This is a genomic window from Halomonas sp. SS10-MC5 (assembly GCF_015992245.1).
GTDB lineage: Bacteria > Pseudomonadota > Gammaproteobacteria > Pseudomonadales > Halomonadaceae > Halomonas > Halomonas sulfidoxydans.
In genome coordinates, this window is the sequence record NZ_CP065435.1 from 592,863 (window position 1) to 617,695 (window position 24,833).

The 24,833-nt window shown below is 68.4% G+C and carries 18 protein-coding genes; 12 read left to right on the forward strand and 6 right to left on the reverse strand.

The window, feature by feature from the left end:
- Window positions 1-10: 10 nt before the first annotated feature.
- The 4 genes from hslV to I4484_RS02785 form a co-directional block, all read right to left on the reverse strand.
- Window positions 11-529, reverse strand: coding sequence for an ATP-dependent protease subunit HslV (hslV, locus tag I4484_RS02770; protein ID WP_197449519.1), 519 nt, complete (start codon window positions 527-529; stop codon window positions 11-13).
- A gap of 142 nt (window positions 530-671) precedes the next feature.
- The gene (locus tag I4484_RS02775; RefSeq protein ID WP_197449520.1) at window positions 672-1,397 is read right to left on the reverse strand and encodes an SPOR domain-containing protein; all 726 of its coding nucleotides are present in this window, start codon (window positions 1,395-1,397) and stop codon (window positions 672-674) included.
- A 3-nt stretch (window positions 1,398-1,400) separates the two neighbouring features.
- Window positions 1,401-3,086 (reverse strand): arginine--tRNA ligase, encoded by a 1,686-nt coding sequence (gene argS / locus I4484_RS02780; RefSeq protein ID WP_197449521.1) that lies wholly within the window; start codon window positions 3,084-3,086, stop codon window positions 1,401-1,403.
- Between the two features lie 138 nt (window positions 3,087-3,224).
- Window positions 3,225-5,456 carry a primosomal protein N' gene (locus tag I4484_RS02785; protein WP_197449522.1) on the reverse strand — a complete coding sequence of 744 codons (2,232 nt, stop codon included), beginning with the start codon at window positions 5,454-5,456 and terminating at the stop codon, window positions 3,225-3,227.
- Between the two features lie 178 nt (window positions 5,457-5,634).
- On the opposite strand from I4484_RS02785, the gene rpmE reads away from it, so the two are divergent.
- Window positions 5,635-5,850, forward strand: coding sequence for a 50S ribosomal protein L31 (gene rpmE, locus I4484_RS02790; protein WP_111412913.1), 216 nt, complete (start codon window positions 5,635-5,637; stop codon window positions 5,848-5,850).
- Between the two features lie 257 nt (window positions 5,851-6,107).
- Window positions 6,108-7,379, forward strand: a complete 1,272-nt coding sequence (locus tag I4484_RS02795; protein ID WP_197449523.1) for a malic enzyme-like NAD(P)-binding protein — start codon at window positions 6,108-6,110, stop codon at window positions 7,377-7,379.
- A gap of 75 nt (window positions 7,380-7,454) precedes the next feature.
- On the opposite strand, the gene I4484_RS02800 is transcribed toward I4484_RS02795, so the two are convergent.
- Together I4484_RS02800 and I4484_RS02805 are read right to left on the reverse strand one after the other, a co-directional pair.
- Window positions 7,455-8,201 carry a YdiY family protein gene (locus I4484_RS02800; protein WP_197449524.1) on the reverse strand — a complete coding sequence of 249 codons (747 nt, stop codon included), beginning with the start codon at window positions 8,199-8,201 and terminating at the stop codon, window positions 7,455-7,457.
- Window positions 8,202-8,311: 110 nt separating this feature from the next.
- Window positions 8,312-10,837 (reverse strand): penicillin-binding protein 1A, encoded by a 2,526-nt coding sequence (locus I4484_RS02805; RefSeq protein WP_197449525.1) that lies wholly within the window; start codon window positions 10,835-10,837, stop codon window positions 8,312-8,314.
- 277 nt (window positions 10,838-11,114) lie between these two features.
- Between I4484_RS02805 and pilM the strand changes: the two genes are divergently transcribed.
- The 10 genes from pilM to I4484_RS02855 all read left to right on the forward strand — a co-directional run bounded on the left by pilM (window position 11,115) and on the right by I4484_RS02855 (window position 24,751).
- Window positions 11,115-12,176 carry a type IV pilus assembly protein PilM gene (pilM, locus tag I4484_RS02810; RefSeq protein ID WP_197449526.1) on the forward strand — a complete coding sequence of 354 codons (1,062 nt, stop codon included), beginning with the start codon at window positions 11,115-11,117 and terminating at the stop codon, window positions 12,174-12,176.
- Window positions 12,173-12,748, forward strand: a complete 576-nt coding sequence (locus tag I4484_RS02815) for a PilN domain-containing protein (RefSeq protein WP_197449527.1) — start codon at window positions 12,173-12,175, stop codon at window positions 12,746-12,748. Before pilM ends, I4484_RS02815 begins: the two co-directional genes overlap by 4 nt.
- Window positions 12,745-13,371 carry a type 4a pilus biogenesis protein PilO gene (locus I4484_RS02820; protein WP_197449528.1) on the forward strand — a complete coding sequence of 209 codons (627 nt, stop codon included), beginning with the start codon at window positions 12,745-12,747 and terminating at the stop codon, window positions 13,369-13,371. Before I4484_RS02815 ends, I4484_RS02820 begins: the two co-directional genes overlap by 4 nt.
- Window positions 13,368-13,892, forward strand: a complete 525-nt coding sequence (locus I4484_RS02825) for a pilus assembly protein PilP (RefSeq protein WP_234283625.1) — start codon at window positions 13,368-13,370, stop codon at window positions 13,890-13,892. The genes I4484_RS02820 and I4484_RS02825 overlap by 4 nt, the downstream gene beginning before the upstream one ends.
- A 55-nt stretch (window positions 13,893-13,947) precedes the next feature.
- On the forward strand, window positions 13,948-16,071 hold the full coding sequence (gene pilQ / locus I4484_RS02830; RefSeq protein WP_197449529.1) for a type IV pilus secretin PilQ: 2,124 nt from the start codon (window positions 13,948-13,950) through the stop codon (window positions 16,069-16,071).
- On the forward strand, window positions 16,071-16,613 hold the full coding sequence (gene aroK, locus I4484_RS02835) for a shikimate kinase AroK (protein ID WP_197449530.1): 543 nt from the start codon (window positions 16,071-16,073) through the stop codon (window positions 16,611-16,613). Before pilQ ends, aroK begins: the two co-directional genes overlap by 1 nt.
- A gap of 9 nt (window positions 16,614-16,622) precedes the next feature.
- Window positions 16,623-17,729: a 3-dehydroquinate synthase gene (aroB, locus tag I4484_RS02840; RefSeq protein WP_197449531.1), complete on the forward strand. Its 1,107-nt coding sequence runs from the start codon at window positions 16,623-16,625 to the stop codon at window positions 17,727-17,729.
- 449 nt (window positions 17,730-18,178) lie between these two features.
- The gene (gene gltB, locus I4484_RS02845) at window positions 18,179-22,630 is read left to right on the forward strand and encodes a glutamate synthase large subunit (RefSeq protein ID WP_197449532.1); all 4,452 of its coding nucleotides are present in this window, start codon (window positions 18,179-18,181) and stop codon (window positions 22,628-22,630) included.
- Window positions 22,631-22,653: 23 nt separating this feature from the next.
- On the forward strand, window positions 22,654-24,075 hold the full coding sequence (locus tag I4484_RS02850) for an FAD-dependent oxidoreductase (RefSeq protein ID WP_197449533.1): 1,422 nt from the start codon (window positions 22,654-22,656) through the stop codon (window positions 24,073-24,075).
- 121 nt (window positions 24,076-24,196) lie between these two features.
- On the forward strand, window positions 24,197-24,751 hold the full coding sequence (locus tag I4484_RS02855; RefSeq protein WP_197449534.1) for a cupin domain-containing protein: 555 nt from the start codon (window positions 24,197-24,199) through the stop codon (window positions 24,749-24,751).
- Window positions 24,752-24,833 lie beyond the last annotated feature (82 nt).

Genomic DNA, 24,833 nt, shown 5'->3' on the forward strand with positions numbered 1-24,833 from the left:
ATGGCGGCCTTCAGAGCGTTTCGAGGGTGACGTGATGGTTGGTGAACACGCAAATGTCGCCGGCGATCTCGAGCGATTTCTCGGTGATCTCCCTGGCCGAGAGGTCGGTGTTCTCCAGCAGGGCGCGGGCCGCGGCCAGGGCGAAGTTGCCGCCCGAGCCGATGGCGATGATGCCGCGCTCCGGCTCCACCACGTCGCCATTGCCGGTGATGATCAGCGAGGCGTTCCTGTCGGCTACCGCAAGCAGGGCCTCGAGCCGGCGCAAGGCGCGGTCGGTGCGCCAGTCCTTGGCCAGCTCCACGGCCGCCTTGACCAGGTTGCCCTGGTACTTCTCCAGCTGCGCCTCGAAGCGCTCGAAGAGGGTGAAGGCATCGGCGGTGCCGCCGGCGAAACCCGCCAGCACCTGGCCGCGGTAGAGGCGGCGCACCTTGCTGGCGTTGCCCTTCATCACGGTGTTGCCCAGCGATACCTGGCCGTCGCCGGCCAGGGCTACCTGGTCACCGCGGCGCACGGAAACGATCGTGGTCATGGAGAGTGACTCCGTAACGGGGAGCCGGGGCTCCCGGTGACTTTCGGTCCCCGGCTGGCCGGGGACCGTGAAAGAGCATTCAGGGAAGGTGTGGGCGGCAGGGAGCGAATTCAAGCGCCGTCGGCCGGTCCACCAGCGCGCCTCAGTTGGTGGCGCGATGGCGCAGCGGCGTGATCCCCTGGGTGGTCATCAGGTCCTCGGCGCGATTGAGCTCGCGGGTGTCGTCGTAGGGGCCCACCATGACCCGGTGCCAGGTCTCGCCGTCGGCGGACTGCACCTGGCTGACCTGGGCCATCAGGCTCAGGTTGCGCAGGCGCTGGCGCAACTGCTCGGCGTCCTCCGGCTGGCGGAACGACGCCGCCTGCAGCATGTAGCGCGTCCCCGCCGGCGCTTCTGCCTCGGTGGCCGGGGTGGCATTCACCTCGTCGCGCAGGTTGGCGGCGATCACCTGGGCGATGGGGTCGTCGGCCGGCGCCGTCTCGCTGGCGGCACCGGCGTCGAGGGGCGGCGGCACCTCGACCGTCGGCTCGGGCGGCGAGGCGGTCGAGGCGACCTCCTTGGGGGCCACCACCTCTTCGGGCAGCAGGGTATAGAACTCGAAGGTGGGCATGGGCGGCTCGCGCGGCTCGATGGTCGGCGCGGGCTCGCTCACCTCGGTGGGCGTACGCGGGATCAGCTTGGCCAGCGGCGAGTCGCTGCCCGCCTGCCAAGGGGCGGTGCCGTGCTGGTGCTGGGCCAGCAGGAAGCCCGCCACGACCCCGCCGACGCCCCATACCCAGCCGGGCAGGCGAAAGCCCTCGCGCCGGGCCGGAGTGCGCTTGCGGCTGCTGGTGGCGCCACGTTTCTTCGGCGTGCGACGGGCGGCCATGGCTTACATCTCCTCCGGGGCGCTGACGCCCAGCAGGTCGAGGCCGTTGCGCAGCACCTGGCGCGTGGCCAGGCCCAGGGCCAGGCGGGCGTTGCGCAGCTCGTCGTCGTCGACCATGACCTTCACCGCGTTGTAGCAGGAGTGGAACTCGGCGGCGAGGTCTAGCAGGTACTGGGCGACCTGCTGCGGCTCGCGTGAGGCCGCGGCGTGATCGACCACCTCGGGGAAGCGCGCCAGGCGGTTCATCACCGCTTTTTCCTGGTCCTCCTCGAGCCGGCCCAGGCTGACCATCGCCAGGTCGTGGTCGAACCCCAGACCCTGGGCGTCGGCCTTGCGCAGCATGCTGCACACCCGGGCGTGGGCGTACTGCACGTAGTAGACCGGGTTGTCGTTGGACTGCGAGCGGGCCAGGTCGATGTCGAAGGTGAGCTGCGAGTCGGCGCGGCGCGCGGCGAGGAAGAAGCGCGTGGCGTCGCGGCCGACCTCGTCGATCAGGTCGCGTACGGTGACGTAGCTGCCGGCGCGCTTGGAGAGCTTCACCTCGACGCCGGAGCGGGTCACCATCACCATCTGGTGCAGCACGTAGTCGGGCCAGCCCTGCGGGATGCCGGCCTCCAGCGCCTGCAGGCCGGCGCGCACCCGGGTCACGGTGGAGTGATGGTCGGCCCCCTGCTCGTTGATCACCGTAGTGAAGCCGCGCTGCCACTTGTTCAGGTGGTAGGCCACGTCGGGCAGGAAGTAGGTGTAGCTGCCGTCGGACTTGCGCATCACCCGGTCCTTGTCGTCGCCGAAGTCGGTGGTGCGCAGCCACAGGGCGCCGTCCTGCTCATAGGTATGGCCCTTCTCGATCAGCCGCTCGACCGCTTCCTCGACCTTGCCCTCGCGGTACAGCGAAGACTCCAGGAAGTAGACGTCGAAGGAGACGCCGAACGCCTTGAGGTCGAGGTCCTGCTCGCGGCGCAGCCAGGCCACGGCGAACTCGCGGATGGCGTCGAGGTCGTCGGGGTCGGCCTTGGCGACGACGTGGCGGTCGTCGGCATGCACCGTCTCGCCGGCCAGGTAGTCGTTGGCCACCTCGACGATGTAGTCGCCGCGGTAGCCGTCCTCGGGCCAGCCGCCGTCGTCGGGCGTGAGGCCCTTGGCCCGGGCCTGGACGGACAGCGCCAGGTTGACGATCTGGGCGCCGGCGTCGTTGTAGTAGAACTCGCGGGTGACGTCGTGGCCGGTGGCCTCGAGCAGCCGACAGATGCAGTCGCCGATGGCCGCGCCGCGGCCGTGGCCCACGTGCAGCGGCCCGGTGGGATTGGCGGAGACGAACTCGACCTGGACCTTCTGCCCGCGCCCGGTCAGGCTGCGGCCGAACGCGTCGCCGGCGTCGAGCACCTGGCGCACGACCTGGGCGGCGGCGTCGGTGGCGGCGAAGAAGTTGATGAAGCCGGGGCCGGCGATCTCCACCCTCTCCACGGCGTCGCTCGCGGGCAGTGCCGCGATCAGCGCCTCGGCCAGTTCCCTGGGCTTGCGACCGGCCGGCTTGGCCAGCGTCAACGCCAGGTTGGTGGCATAGTCGCCATGGGCCTTGTCCTTGGTCGGATCGACCTTGATGGTCGGCGCGGCATCGGCGGGCAGCGTGCCCTGCTGCTTGAGCGTGTCGAGGGCGTTCTCGAGCAGGGAGATGATCGTCTCTTTCATGAAGCGGTTATGTCCTGTAGCGGCGGGCGCACGAGGTGACGACGAAGCCTGAGGCACTCGCGAACGAAAAGGCGCGGCCACGAAAGTTGGGCTGGTCGGCCATTATCGGCAATTGTGCCGACGCTTTAAAGGCCGCGTTCAGCTCAGGGTCTGCGGGTCGACGTCCAGCGACCAGCGCACCCGGCGTGCCTCGGGCGAGGCCTCGAGCCAGGCGGTCAGCTGCGCACAGGCGGCGTGAAGCTGGCTGCGCCGGCCGGCGCTGAGCATCAGCTGCATGTGGTAGCGGTTCTGGCGCCGCTCCATGGGCGCCGGCACCGGCCCCAGGCAGTGCACGTCGGGGGCATGTTCGGCGACCCACTGGCGCAGCATGGCGCTCGCTTCGCGGCCAAGCGAGCCGGCCGCTTCCTCGCGCGGGCTCTCCAGTCGCAGCAGGGCGAGGAAGCGGTAGGGCGGCAGCGCGGCGGCGCGGCGCTCGGCCAGCAGCTGGCCGGCCAGGGCATCGTAGCCGTGTTCGGCGAGCAGGCGCAGGTGCGGGTCGTCGGTGTGCAGGGTCTGCACCAGCACGCGGCCGGGGTGGGCGGCCCGGCCGGCGCGGCCGGCTACCTGGACGAGCAGCTGGGCGCTGTGCTCCAGGGCGCGGAAGTCGCTGGCGTAGAGCCCGGCGTCGGCGTTGACCACCACCACCAGCGTGACGTGGGGCAGGTGGTGGCCCTTGGCCAGCATCTGGGTGCCGACCAGCAGGCAGGGGGTGCCGCGCCTCACCTCACCGAGGGTCTGCTCGAAGGCGTCGCGTCGCCGCGTGCTGTCGCGGTCGATGCGGTGTACCGGCACCTTGGGGAAGAGGGCGGCCAAGGTCTCTTCGGTGCGCTCGGTGCCGCTGCCCAGCGGACGCAGGTCGGCGCTGCCGCAGCCGGGGCAGGCGTCCGGCACCGGGCGGTGTTTGTCGCAATGATGGCAGGCCAGCATCGGCGGCTGGCGGTGCAACGTCATGCGCGCGTCGCAGTGGTCACAGTCGGCCAGCCAGCCGCAGGCGTGGCAGGCCAGGGTGGGCGCGAAGCCGCGGCGATTGATGAAGACGAGGACCTGGTGGCCGGCCGCGAGCGTCTCGCGGATCGCCTCGATGGCCGGCGGGATCAGTCCGCCCTGGCGCGGGCGGCCGCGCAGGTCGATCAGCTCCAGCCGGGCCGGGGCGTGGCGGCTGGCGCGGCGGGTCAGGCGCAGGTGACGGTAGTTGCCGCGCTCGGCGTGGTAGAGGCTCTCCAGCGACGGCGTGGCGCTGCCCAGCACGAGGGGGATGCCGTGATGCTTGGCGCGGGCCACGGCCAGGTCGCGGGCGTGGTAGCGCAATCCCTCCTGCTGCTTGAACGAGCCGTCGTGCTCCTCGTCGACGATGATCGCGCCGGGCCGCGCCAGCGGCGTGAAGATCGCCGAGCGGGTGCCGATGACGATCGGCGCACGGCCGCTGGCCACCGCCTCCCAGGCGTCGAGGCGCTCGTTGTCGGTGAGCCCCGAGTGCAGCGCCACCACCGGCACCCGGAAGCGGCTGCGAAAGCGCGCCAGGGTCTGCGGCGTGAGGCCGATCTCCGGCACCAGCAACAGCGCCTGGCGCCCGCGGGCGACCACCGCCTCGATCAGCTGCAGGTAGACCTCGGTCTTGCCGCTGCCGGTCACGCCGTGCAGCAGGCAGGGGTGAAAGGCGTCGAGGCGCTCGTGAATCGCCGCCAGGGCCGTGGCCTGCTCGCGGTTGATCGGCAGCGCCGGCTCGGCCAGCAGCTGTGAGGTGGCGGGCTCGGCGGCGGCGAGCGGTATCTCGTGGCGTTCGGCCAGCGCTTTCTCCACCAGCGCCAGCAGCTGTTCGCGGGAATAGCCCTGGGCCACTATCGCTTGGGTGGGCAAGCCGTGCGGATGCTGGCGCAGCATCGCCAGCAGCTCGGCCTGGCGCGGCGCACGCCGCAGCCGTGCATCGTCATCGCCGGGGGGCGCCAGGGCCTGCCAGCGCTCGCGCCGACGCCCGGCCAGGGGGCGCCCCTGGCGCAGCAGCACCGGCATCGCCTGGTGCAGGGTGTCGCCGAGCGAATGCTGGTAGTAGCGCGCCGTGAAGCGGCACAGCCACAGCCACTCCTCGGGCAGCGGCTCGGCGTCCAGGCGGGCCTCCACCGGCTTCAGCTGCTCCAGGGGCAGGTCGCTGTGGTCGCGGCACTCCATCACCACGCCGATTACCTGGCGACGGCCGAAGGGCACGCGCACGCGAATGCCGGGCTGCCAGCCGCCAACCGGGGCGTCGCGGCACGGGCGGTAGTCGAACAGGCGTCTCAGTGGCGTGGGCACCGCCACGCGCAGCACGCGAGGCGAAGAGTGGGATTCGGGCAATTGGCCTCCGGCGTCGGCTCTGCTAGAATGTCCGGCCGTCGTGGCGCCTGGCTCTCGGGAACCAGGCCCGGCGGCTACCGGTTGGTGGAACGACGTAACGAGTAGCGACGACAGACAACCCGTATGCGGTGCCTGGCAACGGATCAGGTGGCGGCATACCGCTCCAATGAGGCTCAAGATGAAACAAGGTATTCACCCGGATTACAAGATGGTCACCGCGACTTGCTCCTGCGGCGCGACCTTCGAGGTCGGTACCACGGCCGGCCATGACCTGTCACTGGACGTCTGCTCCCAGTGCCACCCTTTCTACACCGGCAAGCAGAAGCAGGCGACCACCGGTGGACGCGTCGAGCGTTTCAACAAGCGCTTCGGTGCCGCCATCAAGCGCGGCTGATTCGCCCCTGCTGCGGCGATACGCCTCGAAAACCCGCCTTCATGGCGGGTTTTCTCGTTCTGGGGGGAAAGGGGAGATATCGACCGGCGATAAGGAAAGGGTTATGGACACCGCATCTGGCATAAGTTGCAGCAAATGGTGGCGATTGTTCGCGAACGAGCGTTCAAAAGCGGCGAATGGCATGCTTGTTGAGTAATGGAAGCTTTTTCTATATTGTAGATGCCCTTACCCAAAAGTATGGATACCGGACCCTCAGCATGACAGACGCCAAGAAGCAGGCAGCGCTGGACTATCACGCCAAGCCGATTCCCGGAAAGCTCTCCGTGGAGCTGACCAAGCCCACCGCGACCGCTCGTGATCTCTCCCTTGCCTACAGTCCTGGTGTCGCCGAGCCGGTACGCGAGATCGCTCGCGACCCGGAGAACGCCTATCGCTACACCGGCAAGGGCAACCTGGTGGCAGTGATCTCCGACGGCAGCGCGATCCTCGGCCTGGGCAACCTGGGGCCGCTCGCCAGCAAGCCGGTCATGGAGGGCAAGGGCGTGCTGTTCAAGTGCTTTGCCGGCATCAACTCGGTGGATGTCGAGGTCAACGCCGAGAGCCCGCAGGCCTTCATCGATACCGTGGCGCGCATCGCCGACACTTGGGGGGGCATCAATCTCGAGGACATCAAGGCGCCCGAGTGCTTCGAGATCGAGCAGGCGCTGATCGAGCAGTGCAGCATCCCCGTGTTCCACGACGATCAGCACGGCACCGCCATCGTCACGGCGGCCGGCATGCTCAATGCGCTGGAGATCGCCGGCAAGCGCCTGGAAGAGGCCAGGATCGTCTGCCTCGGCGCCGGCGCGGCGGCCATCGCCTGCATGAAGCTGCTGGTCTCCTGCGGAGCCCGCGCCGAGAATCTGCTGATGCTCGATCGTCGCGGCGTGATCCACGCCGGCCGCGAGGGGCTCAACCCCTACAAGGCGGTATTCGCGGTGGAGACCGACAAGCGCACGCTGGACGACGCCATCGAGGGCGCCGACGTCTTCATCGGCCTGTCCGGGCCCAACCTGGTGACCGCCGAGCACATGCGCAAGATGGCGCCGAATCCCATCGTCTTCGCCTGTACCAACCCCGACCCGGAGATTCACCCCGATGTGGCACGGGAGGCGCGGCCCGACGTGATCATGGCCACCGGTCGCTCCGACTACCCCAACCAGGTCAACAACGTGCTGGGTTTTCCGTTCATCTTCCGTGGCGCGCTGGACGTGCGTGCCACGCGCATCAACGAGGAGATGAAGGTGGCGGCCGTGCATGCGCTCAAGGACCTGGCCCGTGAGCCGGTGCCCCAGGCGGTGCTCGACGCCTACGAGCGCGAGCACATGGCGTTCGGTCCCGAGTACATCATCCCCACGCCGGTCGACGTGCGGCTGCTGGAGCGCATCCCGGCGGCGGTGGCCCAGGCCGCGGTGGACTCCGGCGTGGCGCGTCGCCCCTATCCGGCCCACTACCCGCTGAAGGCCGTGGACGACGTCTACGGCGGCTGACGCCGGGCCACCTCGCCTCATGCCAGTGCGCCGGCCTTCGGGCCGGCGCACTGCGTTTCGGGCTGCTGCGGCGGATCACCAGTTATAGAGCAGTGTCACGTTGCTGGTGTGGTCGGTGTTCGCATCGGCCGTCTCGGGCGGGTTGGAGTTGTGCTTGACCTCGTGGGAGAGGCGCAGCGAAAGCCGCGAGTTGAGGCGTGTCGTGAGCGACGACACCGAGCGCGACGTGGTGTTCTCGTCGGTGGCTTCCACCGACATCTCCTGGCGCAGGTGGGAGTGGTCGGAGAAGGTCCACTGGTAGTCGAGGGCGCTGTAGACCACGCCAAGGCTCTGGCTCTCGCCCTGATCGATCCGGTCATGGCGAAAGCCCGGTCCGCCTTCGAGCGAGAGCCGGTGCCGGTCGGTGTCGATGACGTCACGCCCGTAGCCGCCGATGGTGGTGATCTGCTGGTCGTAGCCGCTGAAGCGGTCCTTCTCCCAGCGAGCGAAGCCGAACAGGTAATGTGGCCCGTTGAAGTCGTAGCGCTCGCGCCCCGAGAGCAGGTACTGCTCGGCGCTGGTCTCGCCGTCGCGGGCCACGTTGCGCACCTCGCCGCGCAGCGTGTGGGTCAGGCGACCGGTCAGCCAGGCCAGCCGGCTCTTGCCGATCAGGGTCTGGCTGTCGGTGTTGCCGGAGAGGTGGGTGTAGCCGAGTTCGGCTTCGCCGCTGAAGGTGGGGCTGTCTTCCTCGGGCTGCGGCGGGGCATAGAAGACGCTGTTGGCGAGGGCGGTGCCCGGCAGCAGCATCAGACCGGTGAAGCACCATGGAATAAAGCGTGGCATAGCAACGAACCTGTCCTGTTGTCCCGGTAACGGGCCGCCTGGGTGAGCGGCTGTTTGGCGGTTGGCAAGACGGTGGGCGGCGTCCTTGCCACCCCTCGCATACGTTCCGTTCAGAAGATTGCCTCGTAGCTGCCGGTGCCCTGCGAGCCGCTGCGCTGCTCGATCTCCTGCTCGACCCGACGCGGCTCCATGTCGGGCAGATGATCGGGATGGAAGATCTCGGTGATCCCGCCGGGCTGGCCGTCGGCCAGGCGTCGCCCGGTCTGCTCGTCGATGCGCATCCGGACCAGCTGGTCCGGCTCCTCGGGGATGGCCTCGGGCCGACCGTTCAGCGCGTTGCCCATGAAGTCGATCCAGACCGGCAGGGCGGCGTTGCCGCCATACTCGGCGATCGACTCGTTGTTGTCCTTGCCGATCCACACGGTGGCCACCAGGTCGTCGTTGTAGCCGGCAAACCAGGCGTCACGGAAGCCGTTGGTGGTGCCGGTCTTGCCCACCACGTCGCTGCGGTTGAGCGACAGGGCGGCACGCCCGGTGCCGCTCTCGATCACGTCACGCAGCATGTCGCGCAGGATGTAGACGGCCGTCGGGTCGGCGACCCTGGGCGCCACGTCGTAGCGCTTGCCGTCGATCTCGACCTCGGTCTGCCCCTCGCGACAGTCGCGGCAGGCGATCGCGGGGCGGGCCTCGCTGATGACCTGGTCGTCGCTGCCGCGGGTGATGCGTTCGATGAACCAGGGCGAGACCTGGAAGCCGCCGTTGGCCAGCACGGCATAGGCGTTGGTCATCTCCAGCGGGGTCAGGTCGGCGCTGCCCAGCGCCAGCGACAGGCCGCGGGGCAGTCGGCTCGGGCTGAAGCCGAAGCCCTCCAGGTATTCGATGGTGTTGTCGAGCCCCAGGGTCTGGAGGATGCGGATCGTCACCAGGTTGCGCGAACGCGCCAGCGCCACGCGCAGCCGGGTCGGGCCGAGGAAGTCGCCGCTGGAGTTCACCGGTCGCCAGATCTCGTTGCTGCCGTCCTGCATTACCACCGGCGCGTCGTTGACCACCGAGGAGGCGGTCATCAGGCCGGTGTCGAGGGCGGCGAGATAGACGAAGGGCTTGAAGATAGAGCCCGACTGCCGCTGCGCCTGCACCGCGCGATTGAACTTGCTGGCATTGAAGCTGAAGCCGCCCTGCAGGGCGAGAATGGCGCCGTTGGCCGGATTCATCACCACCAGCGAGCCCTCGGCGTCGGGGCGCTGGGAGAGCCGCCAGCTGCCATCTTCGCGCTGCAGGATCCGCACCAGGTCGCCGGTGTCGGCGATCTCGGCGGCGGAGCCGGGCTCGGCCCCGCGAGCCCGCGGGCTGCGGTACTCGCGAGCCCAGGAGAGGCCGTCCCAGTCGAGGGTGACGAGTTCGCCTTCCCGGCTCAGCACGCGCATCTCGCGGCCCTCGCTCCCGACCACGATGGCGGGCTGCAGGGGGCCGAAGCCCGGCGTGCGCTCCAGCACTCGCAGCCAGTTGCTGACGTCGCCGTCGATACCCTCGACGCGCGTCTGGCTGCGCTCCGCGGCCTGACGCGCGGTCTGCATGATCTCGGGCGACTCGTCGAGCTCCTCCTCCAGGCCGCGGCGCTCGGTGCGCTCCTGCGCCTCGGCGAGGCTGGCGGGGATGTTGCGCTCCTCCGGGCCGCGCCAGCCGTGGCGGGTGTCGTAGTCGATCAGGCCGCGGGCCAGGGCCTGGCGGGCGAAGGGCTGCAGCTCGCTGTCCAGGGTGGTGTGGATACGGTAGCCGCCGGTGTAGGCCTCGTCGCCGAAGCGCTCGATGGCGTACTGTCGGGCCATCTCCGCCACGTAGTCGGCGTCCACCTCGACCTGTGCCATGTAGCGGCGGGCGGTGGTCGGCTCCTGCACCGCGGCCTCGTAGGTCTCCTGGTCGATGTGGCCGAGCTCGCGCATGCGGTAGAGGATCCAGTTGCGGCGAATGAGCGAGCGCTCGGGATTGGCCAGCGGGTTGAACGACGAGGGCGCCTTGGGCAGGCCGGCGATCATCGCCTTCTGCGCCAGCGTCAGCTCGTCGAGCGGCTTGTTGTAGTAGACCTCGGCGGCGGCGGCGATGCCGTAGGCGCGGTGGCCGAGGAAGATCTTGTTGACGTAGAGCTCGAGGATCTCCTCCTTCGACAGGATCTTCTCCATCTGCAGCGCCAGCAGGATCTCGCGGATCTTGCGGGTGAAGGTGCGGTCCAGCGTCAGCAGGTAGTTGCGTGCCACCTGCATGGTGATGGTGGAGCCGCCCGACTGGATGTCGCCGCTGGCGACCAGCTCCACGGCGGCGCGTGCCAGGCCCTTGGGGTCGACGCCGCGATGGTCGAAGAAGGAGGCGTCCTCGGCGGCCAGCAGAGCCTGGAGGAAGTCCTCGGGAATCTCGTCGAAGGTGACCGGCATGCGCCGCTCCTCGCCGTATTCGCCGATCAGCTTGCCGTCCCGGGTGAAGATGCGCAGGGGGGTGTGCAGCTCGAAATCCTGCAGCTGGCGAACGTCGGGCAGGCCCGGCGAGAAATAGAGGGCTGCGCCGGCCACGCTGAGCAGGGCCGCGGCGGACAGCGAGACCAGCAGCCAGAAGGCCGAGAGAACCAGAGTCTTGATCCACTTCATGAAAAGACGTTATCCGTGGTGAGGGCAGGAAGGAGATGGCGATGAAAATGCGCCTTCACTGGCGTGGTCGCCATTATAAAGAACCTGAGCCGCTCGCCACCAGCGTTGAGGCAGCGCCCCGTCCAACTTTGTGTGCAGTGGCGAAATATCATGTAACCTCATTCCTAGTAATGCGGGTATGATCTTTCTCAGCCTTCCGCGCTCAGGTGCAACAGGCATACAAGAGCAGGATGACAACTAGCGGCTATCGCGACGGCATACGCAAGGGCAACGATTGATGCGACTCAGACCCTCCGGCAAGGGGTTGATCGGTGTCGATATCACCTCGGCAACGGTCAAGCTGATCGAACTCAAGCGGGTGGGCTCCCACTACCAGATCGAAAGTTATGCCGTCAGGCCGTTGCGCGAAGGTGCCGTGGTCGAGCGACGCATTCGCGACATGGGAGAAGTAGCCGATGCGCTGCGCCGCGCGGTCGAGAGCGCCCGGCCCGCGTCCCGGCTGGCCGCCGCCGCGGTGCCGGCCAGCGCGGCCATCACCAAGACCCTGACGCTGCCCGCTTCGCTCAACGATGACGAGATCGAAGCGCGTATTCAACTCGAATCAGACAAGCACATCCCGTTTCCGTTCAGCGAGGTCGCCTTCGACTTCCAGCGGCTCGGGCTCAACGCCCGCTACGGTGACCAGCAGGACGTGCTGCTGGTCGCCTGTCGCCAGCAAGACGTCGTCCAGCTCACCGATGCCCTGCACCAGTCCGGGCTGTCGCCCGCGGCGGTGGACGTCGAGACCTTCGCCATGGAGCGCGCCTTCGGCGAGCTGCGCCAGCAGCTGCCGCCGGCCGCCGGCGACGACGATTGCGTGGCACTGGTCGATATCGGCGCCACCATGAACGCCTTCCATGTGTTGCGCGGCGGGCGCATCGTCTACAGCCGCGACACCGTCTTCGGCGGGCGCCAGCTCACCGAGGAGATCCGCGCGCGCTACGGCCTGACGCTCGAGGAGGCCGGCCTGGCCAAGAAGCGGGGCGGGCTGCCGGAGGATTACCGGACCAGCGTGCTCGAGCCCTTCATCGACACCCTGGTACAGCAGGTCGGCCGTTCGCTGCAGCTCTACTACACCGCCGGACGCAAGCAGGAGGTGCGGCGCATGGTGCTGGCCGGCGGTTCCAGCGTCATCCCCGGCCTTGCCGAGCGGCTCGCCCGCGAGAGCGCGATGCAGGTGGTGATCGCCAACCCCTTCCTGCGCATGAGGATCAATTCCCGCATCGACGTCCAGACCCTGGCCAGCGATGCCCCGGCGATGGTCACTGCCTGCGGCCTGGCCATGAGGTCGCCGACATGACCATCGAAATCAACCTGCTGGCCTGGCGGGAGCAGCAGCGGGCGCGGCGCAGCCGTCGCTTCTACCTGGCGCTGACGGTCATGGCCCTGCTCGGCGGCGCGGGCGGCCTGGGGCTGACCTACCACTACGACGCCGCGCTGGCTGCCCAGCGTGAACGCAATGCGCACATTCAGGAACGCATGCAGCAACTCGATGGCGATATCCGCTCGATCGGCGAATACGAGGCCATCCGCGAGCGCATGATCGGCCAGGTGCAGGTCTTCAGCGACCTGCAGCAGGGGCGTTCGCAGACGGTCCGTGTCTTCCGCGACCTCACCCTGAGCCTGGTCGACGGCGTGCATTACCTGCAGATGAGCCGCCAGGGCGACCAGCTGCGGCTGACCGGGCGTGCCGAGAGCAACCATCGAGTCTCCGAGCAGATGCGCGCGCTGGCTGCCGCGCCGGCCTTCTCCGAGCCGGTGCTGTCGGAGGTGGAATCCGACGGCGGCGCGCGCCGCCGCTTCAGCCTCGGCGTGACCCAGCTCATGGAAGGCATGCCGCCCCCGGGGGATGAAGAGGAGGGCGAGCCATGAACCTGCGCGCCGAGGTACGCCGTCTTCGCGAGCTCGACTGGCGCGGGCTGGACCTGAAGGAATCGGGTACCTGGCCGCTGCTGCTGCAATGGCTCTGCTGTCTGCTGGTGCTGGGCCTGACCTTCGCCGCTACGCACTGGTACCTGGCCGGCCCCAAGGCGGACGAGCTCAAGCGCGCCGAAGCGGAGGAGGAGCGGCTGCTGATCGACTATCGCAACCGCGCCGCCCAGGCCGCTCGCCTGCCCGACATGCTCGAGCAGCTGGCCCGGCTCGAGTCGCGCATGGACGAGCTCATGGCGATGCTGCCCTCGGGGGCGGAGATCCCCTCGTTGATCGACAGCATCAGCGAGAGCGCCCTCGACCACCATCTGACCATCGACTTCATCCGCCTGCGCAGCACCGTCGAGCGCGACTTCTATGTCGAGCGCCCGTTCGATCTCCAGGTGGAGGGCGAATACCACCACATGGCGGGCTTCCTCGCCAGCGTGGCGGCACTGCCGCGAATCGTGACGCTGCACGACTTCGTGCTGGCGCCGGTGGAGGGCAGCGATCGCCTGCGCCTGTCGATGCTGGCCCGCACCTACAGTTACCGTGCCCAGCCCGAAGAGGAGGCGTCGCCATGATGCGGTCGTCGATGGCGCTGGTGGCCGGCCTGATCCTGGTGGGCTGTGCCGACCCCCATCTGGGCGAGCTGGACCGCCGGCTGAGCGACATTCGCGCCAACCCGGGGGCGCCGCGCGTACTGGAGATGCCGGAGATACCCACCTACCAATCGATACCTTACCAGGCCAGCGATCGTCGCAGCCCCTTCCGCCCCCAGCTGCCGGAGCCGGAGCAGGCGCCGGTGGGCGACAGCGACCTGGCGCCCGACCTCGAGCGGGCACGCGAACCGCTCGAGGGGTATGACCTGGAGGCGTTGAGACTGGTGGGCATCCTGACCATGAGCGGCCAGACCCATGCGCTGGTCCGGGCGCCGGAGGGCGAGGTGCATCGGCTGCGTCCCGGCAACTACCTGGGCCGTAACCATGGCCGTATCGTCAGCATCACCGGTTCGACGGTGCAGCTGGTGGAACTGGTGCCCACCGGCGGAGGCGGCTGGATGGAGCGCACGACACAGCTGGCGCTGGAAGAGACGAGGCGCTGAGAATACTGCGGTAGCTCGTGGCAGGGCACCTGGAACAGGCAGGAGTAGGGCAACGATGAGAGATGTGATTCGCATAGTGGGAGGGCTCTGCCTGGCGCTGGTGGCAATGCCCGGCCTGGCAGCCACCGCGCTGACCGACCTGGACTTCCGCCAGGGCGAGCACGGCGAGCTGCTGATCGACCTCTCCTTCAGCGAGGGCGTGCCGGAAGTCCGTGGCTATCGGCTGGACGAGCCGGCGCGATTGACCCTCGACCTGACGGACACGACCAACGCCCTGGAGCGCCGCCGCATCGACCTCGGCATCGGCGGAGTCGAGCAGGTCACGGCGCTGGAGGCCGGCTCGCGCACGCGCCTGGTCTTCAACATGGATGGCCCGCTGCCCTACGACACGGTGCAGGAGGGTGGTCGGCTGAGGCTGGTCATCGGCGGCAGGGAATCCGCCTCGGCGGCTGCGGCGCCGAGCCCCGAGCCGGCCGCTGCTTCCCGGCCCGCAGCGGCCGTACCGAGCGCGATGCCGACCATCACCGACATCGACTTCCGCCGTGGCGAGGAGGGCGCGGGCCGTCTGATCGTCACCTTCGACCGAGCCGGCATCGATGCCAGGGTGCGCGAGCCGGGCCGAAATCGCATCGTCGCCGAACTCAGTGGGGTCGAGCTGCCGGAGGCGTACAATCAGGCCCTCGACGTCACCGATTTCGGCACGCCGATTCAGCGTATCACGCCGCGCTCCGGACGCGACGGCGTTACCCTGGAAATCGAAGGCAGCGGCGAGTTCGCCATGCTTTCCACCCAGAGCGGGCGGCAGCTCACCATCGAGGCCCAGCCCGTCACCCGGCAGGAGCGCGAACAGCGCGTACGCCAGCAGTTCCCCTACACCGGCGAGCGCATCACGCTCAATTTTCAGGACATCGAGGTGCGTTCGGTGCTGGCGATCATCGCCGACTTCACCGGCCTCAACCTGGTCGCCAGCGACAGCGTCACCGGCGAGGTGACCCTCAACCTGCAGGACGTGCCCTGGGACCAGGCGCTCGACCTGGTGCTCAAGAGCCACGGCCTGGCCAGCCGCCAGGAGGGCAACGTCATCGTGGTGGCGCCGGCCAGCGAGCTGGCCAACATCGAGCGCCAGCAGCTCGAGGCGCGGGCCCAGGCCGAGACGCTGGCGCCGCTGGTGTCGGAGTACGTCCAGGTCAAGTATGCCCGCGCCGAGGACCTGGCCCAGCTGCTGCGGGGTGGCGAGGGCTTCGGGCTGCTCTCGGAGCGTGGCCGGGTGGCGGTGGATGCGCGCACCAACACGCTGCTGATCCAGGATACCGCCGACCAGATCCAGGAGATCCTCGCTACCCTCGAGCAGCTCGACGTCGCCGTGCGCCAGGTGCAGATCGAAGCGCGCATCGTCATCGCCCGCGACGGCGTGACCCAGGAGCTCGGCGTCAACTGGGGGGCCTCGGGCGGCGGCAGCCGCTTCAACCTGGGCGGTGCCTCGACCGGCACCCCGATCGCCGGGTTCGGCGACGGCCTCACCGGCCAGCGCGACGGCCGCGGGCAGTTCACCGGCGAGTTCGACGACCCCACCGGCAGCCGCTTCGAGCGCGGCGGGCTCGCGGTCGACCTGGGTAGCGCCAACCCCATGACCAGCTTCAGCTTCGGCTATCTCTCCGGCGACATCCTGCTCGACCTCGAGCTGCGCGCGCTGGAGAGCGAGAACAAGAGCCAGACCATCTCGCAGCCGCGGGTGATCACCGCCAATCAGCGCAAGGCGACGATCATCCAGGGCGAGGAGCGCGCCTTCCAGTCCATCGGCGAAGGCAACGTGCCGCAGACCGAGTTCAAGGAGGCCGAGCTGTCGCTCGAGGTGACCCCGCAGATCACCCCCGACAACCGCATCATCATGGACCTGGTGGTCAAGAACGACAGCTTCCGCGAGGCGGCGGTGGGCCAGGCGCCGCCCATCGACACCAATCGCATCGAGACCCAGGTGCTGGTCGACAACGGCGAGACGGTGGTGCTGGGCGGCATCCTCACCACCGAGCAGTTGAGCCGCCTGGCCAAGACGCCGTTCTTCGGGGACCTGCCTGTGCTGGGTAGGCTTTTCCGGTACAATGAGTCGAGCAACCAGAAAGTGGAGCTGCTGGTGTTCATCACTCCACGGATACTCGAGGACGGCCTGGCGATTCGCTGATGCAGGACTTGCCCAATCTGATACTGGTCGGCCCCATGGGAGCCGGCAAGAGCACCATCGGCCGCCTCCTGGCGGCCGAGCTTTCCCGCGACTTCCTCGACAGCGACCACGAGATCCAGGCCCGCTGCGGCGCCGACATCCCGTGGATCTTCGATGTCGAGGGCGAGGCGGGCTTTCGTCAGCGCGAAGTACAGATGATCGAAGATCTGACCGCGCGCGAGGGCGTGGTCCTTGCCACCGGTGGCGGGGCGGTGCTGCGCGAGGAGAATCGCCGGCGCCTGCGCGAGCGGGGCACCGTGGTCTATCTGTTCACCACCGTCGAGCAGCAGCTCAAGCGCGTGGCCAAGGACCGCAACCGCCCCCTGCTGCAGCGGCCCGACCGCGAGCAGGTGCTGCGCGAGATGTTCGATCTTCGCGACCCCCTCTATCGCGCCACGGCCGACATCGTGGTGCGCACCGACCGACGCAGCCCGCGGGCGGTGGTCAACGAGATCGTGCGCCGCGTGCAGCGGCTGGTCGATCCCCTACAAGCCAAGGCCTGAACCATGTCCATGAGCGAACCTCGAGCGAGCCGACGCAGCCTGCAGGTGGCGCTGGGCGAGCGCAGCTATCCCATCCACATCGGCACCGGCCTGCTGGGCGACCCCGCCTGGCTCGCGCCCTACCTGGCCGGGCGCCAGGTCATGGTCGTCACCAACGAGACGGTAGCGCCCCACTACCTGGCGCGCCTCAAGCAGGGGTTGCCGGGTGATGCCGAGGTCCGCGAGCTGGTGCTGCCCGACGGCGAGGCGACCAAGACCCTGGCCAGCGTCGGCCGCATCTGGGATGCGCTGCTCGAGGCCGGCTTCAACCGCCGCTGCACCCTGATCGCCCTGGGGGGCGGGGTGATCGGTGACATGGTCGGCTTCGCCGCTGCCTGCTATCAGCGTGGCGTGGCATTCATCCAGGTGCCCACCACGCTGCTCTCGCAGGTGGATTCCTCGGTGGGCGGCAAGACCGGCGTCAACCATCCGCTGGGCAAGAACATGATCGGCGCCTTCTGGCAGCCGCGGGCGGTGCTGATCGATACCGATACCCTGCAGACGCTGCCGGCCAAGGAGCTCTCGGCGGGGCTGGCCGAGGTAATCAAGTACGGTTTGATCCGCGACGCCGAGTTCCTGGCCTGGCTGGAGAGCGAGATGGCCGCGCTGAGAGCGCTGGAGCCGCAGGCGCTGGCCTGGGCCATCGAACGTAGCTGCCAGCTCAAGGCCGAGATCGTCGCGGCGGACGAGACCGAGCAGGGCGTGCGCGCGCTGCTCAACCTCGGCCACACCTTCGGCCATGCCATCGAGGCGCACCAGGGCTACGGCAAGTGGCTGCACGGCGAGGCGGTGGGAACCGGCATGCTGATGGCCGCCGAGCTGTCGCAGCGCCTCGGCTGGCTGTCGCGCGCCGACGTCGAACGCACCGCCGCCATCATTGCCGCTGCCGGCCTGCCGCTGACGGCCCCCGCCGACATGGGGGTGGAGGATTTTCTCGCCCGCATGCGCCTGGACAAGAAGAACGTCGACGCGCGCCTGCGTCTCGTTCTGCTCGAGGCGCTCGGCCGAGCGGTGATCCACGACGAGACCCCTCCGCCGCTGCTCGAGGCGCTGCTGGTCGCCTTTCCGCGCCGTTGACCTGACGCGCAGATCGAGGCGGAGCTTGTAAAGAAGGCCGCACGAAGCGATTCGTGCGGCCTTTTTGCGTGGGCCTGCGTCTGGGGCGCTTTGCCCCTCAAGCATTGAATCCGTATGCCTCATGCCGGATCGGCATGGGGAAAATGGCTGATTTTAGACTAAAGTCGAATGCTCCGTTTTGGCCGTTTGGAATCCGTTTATGGGCCACGCAAGTCTTTGAACTGATGGTTTTTTTTGCTTTGCTTCATTCAGCAAGTTGCGGATTTGGCGAAGGTTTTGCTGGCGAGAGGGGAGGCTGGAGATTGCGCGTCGGGGGAGTAAGTGTCTATGCTGGGCGTCCTTTTCACGCGACGTTAGCCGGCTGTCTTTGTCAGCGCAAACGAAAAGAAAACAGATAAAAATACATAACGGCTAACGTTTGGTCAATAGTCATTCTCTGAGGCACGCCCATGAACCGAGGCCTTCATCATCCAGGCGAATTCCGTGACAACTGCGGCTTCGGCCTGATCGCGCACATGGAAGGGCAGGCCAGCCACGATCTGCTGCGTACCGCCATCGAGTCGCTCACCTGCATGACCCATCGCGGCGGCATCGCCGCCGATGGCAAGACCGGTGACGGCTGTGGCCTGTTGCTCAAGATGCCCGAGGGCTTCATGCGCGAAGTCGCCGCCGAGGCGCTGGGCGTTGAGCTCGGCGACCAGTTTGCCGTGGGCGCGGTGTTCCTGCCCGACGACGACGCCAAGGAGGCGCGCGCGCGCGGCATCCTCGAGGGCGAGCTGCGGGCCTGTGGCCTGGTCATCCGCGGCTGGCGCGACGTGCCGGCCGATCCCTCCTGCTGCGGTCCCATCGCGCGTGCCTGCCTGCCGCGCATCCGGCACCTGTTCGTCGAGCCGGGCAAGCTCGGCGATGCCGCGCGCTTCGATGTCGATCTGTTCATGGCGCGTCGTCGCGCCGAGCAGATGCTGCGCGACGAGGAGGACTTCTACGTCTGCTCGCTGTCATCCAAGGTCGTCTCCTACAAGGGCCTGATGATGCCGGTGGACCTGCCGACCTTCTACCGGGACCTGGGCGACGAGCGCCTCGAGACCGCCATCTGCGTCTTCCACCAGCGCTTCTCCACCAACACCGAGCCGCGCTGGCCGCTGGCCCAGCCGTTCCGCCTGCTCGCGCACAACGGCGAGATCAACACCATCGAGGCCAACCGCAGCTGGGCGAACTCGCGCAAGGAGAACTTCGTCAACGAGCGGCTTCCCGACATCGCCGAACTCGACGAGATCGTCAACACCGTGGGCTCCGACTCCTCGAGCATGGACAACATGCTCGAGGTGCTGCTGATGGGTGGCATGGAACTGCACCGCGCGGTGCGCATGATGGTGCCGCCGGCATGGCAGAACGTCGAGACCATGAGCGGCGAACTGCGCGCCTTCTACGAGTACAACTCCATGCACATGGAGCCGTGGGACGGCCCGGCCGGCTTGGTCATGACCGACGGTCGCCAGGCGGTCTGCATGCTCGACCGCAACGGCCTGCGTCCGGCGCGCTGGGTGATCACCAAGAACGGCTACATCACCCTGGCCTCGGAGATCGGCACCTACGACTACAAGCCCGAGGACGTGGTGGCCAAGGGCCGCGTCGGCCCGGGCCAGATACTGGCCGTGGACACCCACACCGGCGAGGTGCTGCACACCGCGGACATCGACGAGCGCCTGCAGTCCGCCTACCCCTACAAGCGCTGGCTGAAAGAGGAAGCCCACTACCTCGAGTCGGCGCTGACCGAGCTGGCCAGCTTCCAGAACATGGACGCCGAGCAGGTCAAGACCTGGCAGAAGATGTTCCAGGTCAGCTTCGAGGAGCGCGACCAGGTGCTGCGTCCGCTGGGCGAGAGCGGCCAGGAGGCGGTGGGCTCCATGGGCGACGACACCCCGATGGCGGTGCTGTCGCGCAAGCAGCGCCTGCTGACCGACTACTTCCGCCAGAAGTTCGCCCAGGTCACCAACCCGCCCATCGACCCGCTGCGTGAAGCGATCGTGATGTCGCTGGAGACCTGTATCGGTGCCGAGCTCAACGTGTTCAAGGCCACGCCCGAGCACGCTCACCGCATCATCCTGACCACGCCGGTCCTGTCGCCGCGCAAGTTCACCGCGCTGCTCGAGCAGGACGATCCGACCTTTGCGCACCAGCGGCTGAGCCTCGGCTACGACCCCGAGCAGGTGGGGCTAAAGGCGGCCATCGTCGAGCTATGCCGCCAGGCCGAGGCCGCGGTGCACGAGGGCAAGGTGATCCTGGTGCTGTCGGACGCCAACCTGGAGCAGGGCCAGCTGCCGATCCACGCCGCGCTCGCCGTGGGCGCGGTGCACCACCACCTGGGCAAGCTGGCGCTGCGCCCGCGCGCCAACCTGGTGGTCGAGACCGGCTACGCCCGCGACGCCCACCAGATGGCGGTGCTGTTCGGCGTCGGTGCCACCGCGGTGTTCCCGTGGCTGGCCTACCAGGTCATGGCCGACATGCATCGCACCGGCGAACTCACCGGCAACCCGGCGGATGCCCGCGAGAACTACCGCAAGGGCATGCAGAAGGGGCTCTACAAGATCCTCTCCAAGATGGGCATCTCGACGCTGGCTTCCTACCGCGGTTCTCAGCTGTTCGAAGCGGTGGGACTCTCCTCCGAGGTGGTCGAGCTGTGCTTCACCGGCATGGCCTCGCGCATCGAGGGCACCGGCTTCAGCGAGCTGCAGCTGCAGCAGGAGCTGCTGGCGCGCGACGCCTGGACGCCGCGCAAGGGCATCAACCAGGGTGGCCTGCTCAAGTACGTGCACGACCACGAGTACCATGCCTACAACCCCGACGTGGTCAAGGCGCTGCAGGAGGCCGTGCAGGAGGGCGACTACCGCAAGTGGAAGAAATTCGCCCAGCTGGTGAACGAGCGTCCCGCCGCGACCATCCGCGACCTGCTGGGGCTCAAGGCCGCCGAGACGGCGCTGCCGCTCGAAGAGGTGGAGTCGGTCGACGAGCTGATCCCGCGCTTCGACAGCGCCGGCATGTCGCTGGGGGCGCTCTCTCCCGAGGCCCACGAGGCGCTGGCCCAGGCCATGAACGAGGCCGGCGGGCGCTCCAACTCCGGTGAGGGCGGCGAGGACCCGGCGCGCTACGGCACCATCCGCAGCTCCAAGATCAAGCAGATCGCCTCGGGCCGCTTCGGCGTCACCCCGGCCTACCTGGTCAACGCCGAGGTGCTGCAGATCAAGGTGGCCCAGGGCGCCAAGCCCGGCGAGGGCGGTCAGCTGCCCGGCGGCAAGGTCAACGAGCTGATCGCGCGGCTGCGCTACTCGGTGCCCGGCGTGACGCTGATCTCGCCGCCGCCGCACCACGACATCTACTCCATCGAGGACCTGGCGCAGCTGATCTTCGACCTCAAGCAGGTCAACCCCGAGGCGCAGGTGTCGGTGAAGCTGGTCTCCGAGCCCGGCATCGGCACCATCGCCACCGGCGTGGCCAAGGCCTATGCCGACCTGATCACCGTGTCGGGTTACGACGGCGGCACCGCAGCGAGCCCGCTGACCTCGATCAAGCACGCCGGCAGCCCCTGGGAACTGGGCCTGCCCGAGGTGCATCAGGCGCTGCGCATCAACGGCCTGCGCGACAAGATTCGCCTGCAGACCGACGGCGGCCTCAAGACCGGCCTCGACGTGGTCAAGGCGGCGATCCTCGGCGCCGAGAGCTTCGGCTTCGGCACCGCGCCGATGGTGGCGCTGGGCTGCAAGTACCTGCGTATCTGTCACCTCAACAACTGCGCCACCGGCGTGGCCACCCAGCACCAGTACCTGCGCGACGAGCACTTCCGCGGCACTGTGGACATGGTCAAGAACTACTTCCGCTTCATTGCCGAGGAGGTGCGCGAGCTGATGGCCATGCTGGGCGTGCGCAAGCTGACCGACCTGATCGGCCGCACCGACCTGCTCGAGGTGCTGGAGGGCGACACCGCCTCCCAGCGCAGGCTCGACCTGACGCCGCTGCTGGCCAACGACTTCGTGCCGGCCGACGCACCGCAGTTCTGCCAGGTCAGCCGCAATGTGCCGCACGATCCCGGCACCAAGAACCAGGAGGTGCTGGCGACCATCGAGCAGGCCATCGCCGACAAGAGCGGCGGCGAGTTCGCCTTCACCATCACCAACTGCGACCGCTCGGTGCCGGCGCTCTCCTCCGGAGCGGTGGCCAAGCACTACGGCGAGGCGGGTCTCGATGACGCCCCGATCACGCTGCGCTTCACCGGGGTGGCGGGACAGAGCTTCGGCGTGTGGAACGCGCGTGGCCTCGACCTCTACCTCGAGGGCGACGCCAACGACTACGTCGGCAAGGGCATGAACGGCGGCAAGGTGGTGATCGTGCCGCCGCGCGGCAGCCGCTTCGAGAGCCACAAGACGGCGATCATCGGCAACACCTGCCTCTACGGCGCCACTGGCGGCAAGCTGTTCGCCGCCGGCACCGCCGGCGAGCGCTTCGCCGTGCGCAACTCCGGCGCCCACGCGGTGATCGAAGGCGCCGGCGACCACTGTTGCGAGTACATGACCGGCGGCCTGGTCTGCGTGCTCGGCGAGACCGGCGTCAACTTCGGTGCCGGCATGACCGGCGGCTTCGCCTACGTGCTCGACGAGGACCGCTCCTTCGTCGACCGCTACAACCATGAGCTGGTGGAGATCCACCGGGTCAATACCGAGGCCATGGAGGCCTATCGGCGTCACCTGAGGGAGATCATCGAGGAGTTCGTGGCCGAGACCGGCTCCGCCCGCGGCCGCGAGATACTCGACGACTTCAGCGACTTCGCCCGTCATTTCTGGCTGGTCAAGCCCAAGGCGGCGAGCCTGAACAGTCTGCTCGACGAATCGCGCAGACGCCCCGAGTGAGCCGGATTCCAGGAGACAGACAAATGGCCAACCGTTTGACCAGAAACGACTTCCAGTTCATCGACGTGGGGCGTCAGGATCCGCAGAAGAAGGACGCCCGCACGCGCTCGCGCGAGTTCGGCGAGATCTACGAGCCGTTCAAGCCCCAGGAGGCGGCCAGCCAGTCGCATCGCTGCCTGCACTGTGGCAACCCGTACTGCGAGTGGAAGTGCCCGGTGCACAACTACATCCCCAACTGGCTGCAGCTGGTTGCCGAGGGCAACATCCTCGAGGCCGCCGAGCTGTCGCACAAGACCAACTCGCTGCCCGAGGTGTGCGGCCGGGTGTGCCCGCAGGACCGCCTGTGCGAAGGCGCCTGCACGCTCAACGACGGCTTCGGCGCGGTGACCATCGGCTCGGTGGAGAAGTACATCACCGACACCGCCTTCGCCATGGGCTGGCGCCCGGACATGTCCCAGGTCACCTGGACCGACAAGAAGGTCGCCATCATCGGCGCTGGTCCGGCCGGGCTCGGCTGCGCCGACATCCTGGTGCGCAACGGGGTCAAGCCGGTGGTGTTCGACCGCTACCCCGAGATCGGCGGCCTGCTGACCTTCGGCATTCCCGAGTTCAAGCTCGACAAGACGGTGATGGAGCGCCGTCGCGCGGTGTTCGAGGAGATGGGCATCGAGTTCCGCCTGGGCATCGAGGTGGGCAAGGACGTCGACTTCGACACCCTGCTCGCCGAATACGACGCGGTGTTCCTCGGCATGGGCACCTACAAGTACATGACCGGTGGTTTCCCCGGGGAAGACCTGCCCGGCGTGCACAAGGCGCTCGACTACCTGATCGCCAACGTCAACCACTGCCTCGGCTTCGAGAAGGATCCGGCCGACTTCGTCTCGCTGGAAGGCAAGAAGGTGGTGGTGCTGGGCGGCGGCGACACCGCCATGGACTGCAACCGCACGGCGATCCGCCAAGGGGCCAGTTCGGTCACCTGCGCCTATCGCCGCGATGAAGAGAACATGCCGGGCTCCAAGCGCGAGGTGGCCAACGCCCGCGAGGAGGGCGTCGACTTCCTGTTCAACCGCCAGCCGGTGGCGGTGGTCGGCGAGGGCCGGGTCGAGGGCGTCAAGGTGGTGCGCACCCGTCTGGGCGAGCCCGACGAGAACGGTCGCCAGCGCCCCGAGGTGGTGCCCGGCTCCGAGGAGATCCTGCCGGCCGACGCCGTGGTCATCGCCTTCGGCTTCCAGCCGAGCCCGGCGCCGTGGTTCGATCGCTTCGGCATCGAGCTCGACGAGCGCGGCCGCGTGCTGGCGCCGGAGCGGGGCGCCTACGCCTTCCAGACCACCAACGAGAAGATCTTTGCCGGTGGCGACATGGTGCGCGGCTCCGACCTGGTGGTCACCGCCGTGTACGAAGGGCGCGAGGCCGGCGAGGGCATCCTCGACTACCTCGGCGTGTAACCACACCGTTCCCCACCTGCCCGCCCCGGCCAAGTGCCGGGGCGTTGTCGTTCGGCGCGCTGTTTTTCTAGACTCAGGTTCGGGTACCAGTGACAGGAACCGAACGCGACAGGAGACGATCATGGACGATTCGCTCGACATGCTGGGGCTGGCCGATGCCGATGGCGGCCCCGTGGCACCTGAGTGCCGGCACTTCGCCGACGACGGGCGCATTCCCAACAGCCCGCTGGCGACCCTGGCCTTCCGCTCGCGGGGGGTGAACCCGGTGTTCGATCGCGAGGACATCGCCGCGCGCTTCGAGCGCCTGTTCGGTGCCAACGGCTGGCGGCCGAGCTGGCGCGGCGGGGTCTACGACTACCACCACTACCACTCCATCGCCCACGAGGCCTTCGGCGTGCTATCGGGCTGGGGCAGGCTGCGCCTGGGCGGCGAGCGGGGCGATGACGTCGAGCTGCGCACCGGCGACGCCTTGGTGCTGCCGGCGGGCACCGGCCACTGCCACCTCGAGGCCAGCGCCGACTTCCTGCTGCTGGCCGCCTACCCCGAGGATCAGCGCGAGCTCGACCTGATCGGCGCCGACCCGGAGGCGCACGATGCCGCCGTGGCGCGCATCGCCCGTGTCTCGCGGCCGCCGCGCGATCCGCTGGGCGGCGATACGGCGCGCTGGTGGCCTTGAGCCGCGCCCGGCGGCGGCGAAATTGAGCCATTGGTCGTAATCTGCTACGCTGTCGTCCCATCCTGGCGCGGCTTTCTGCCAC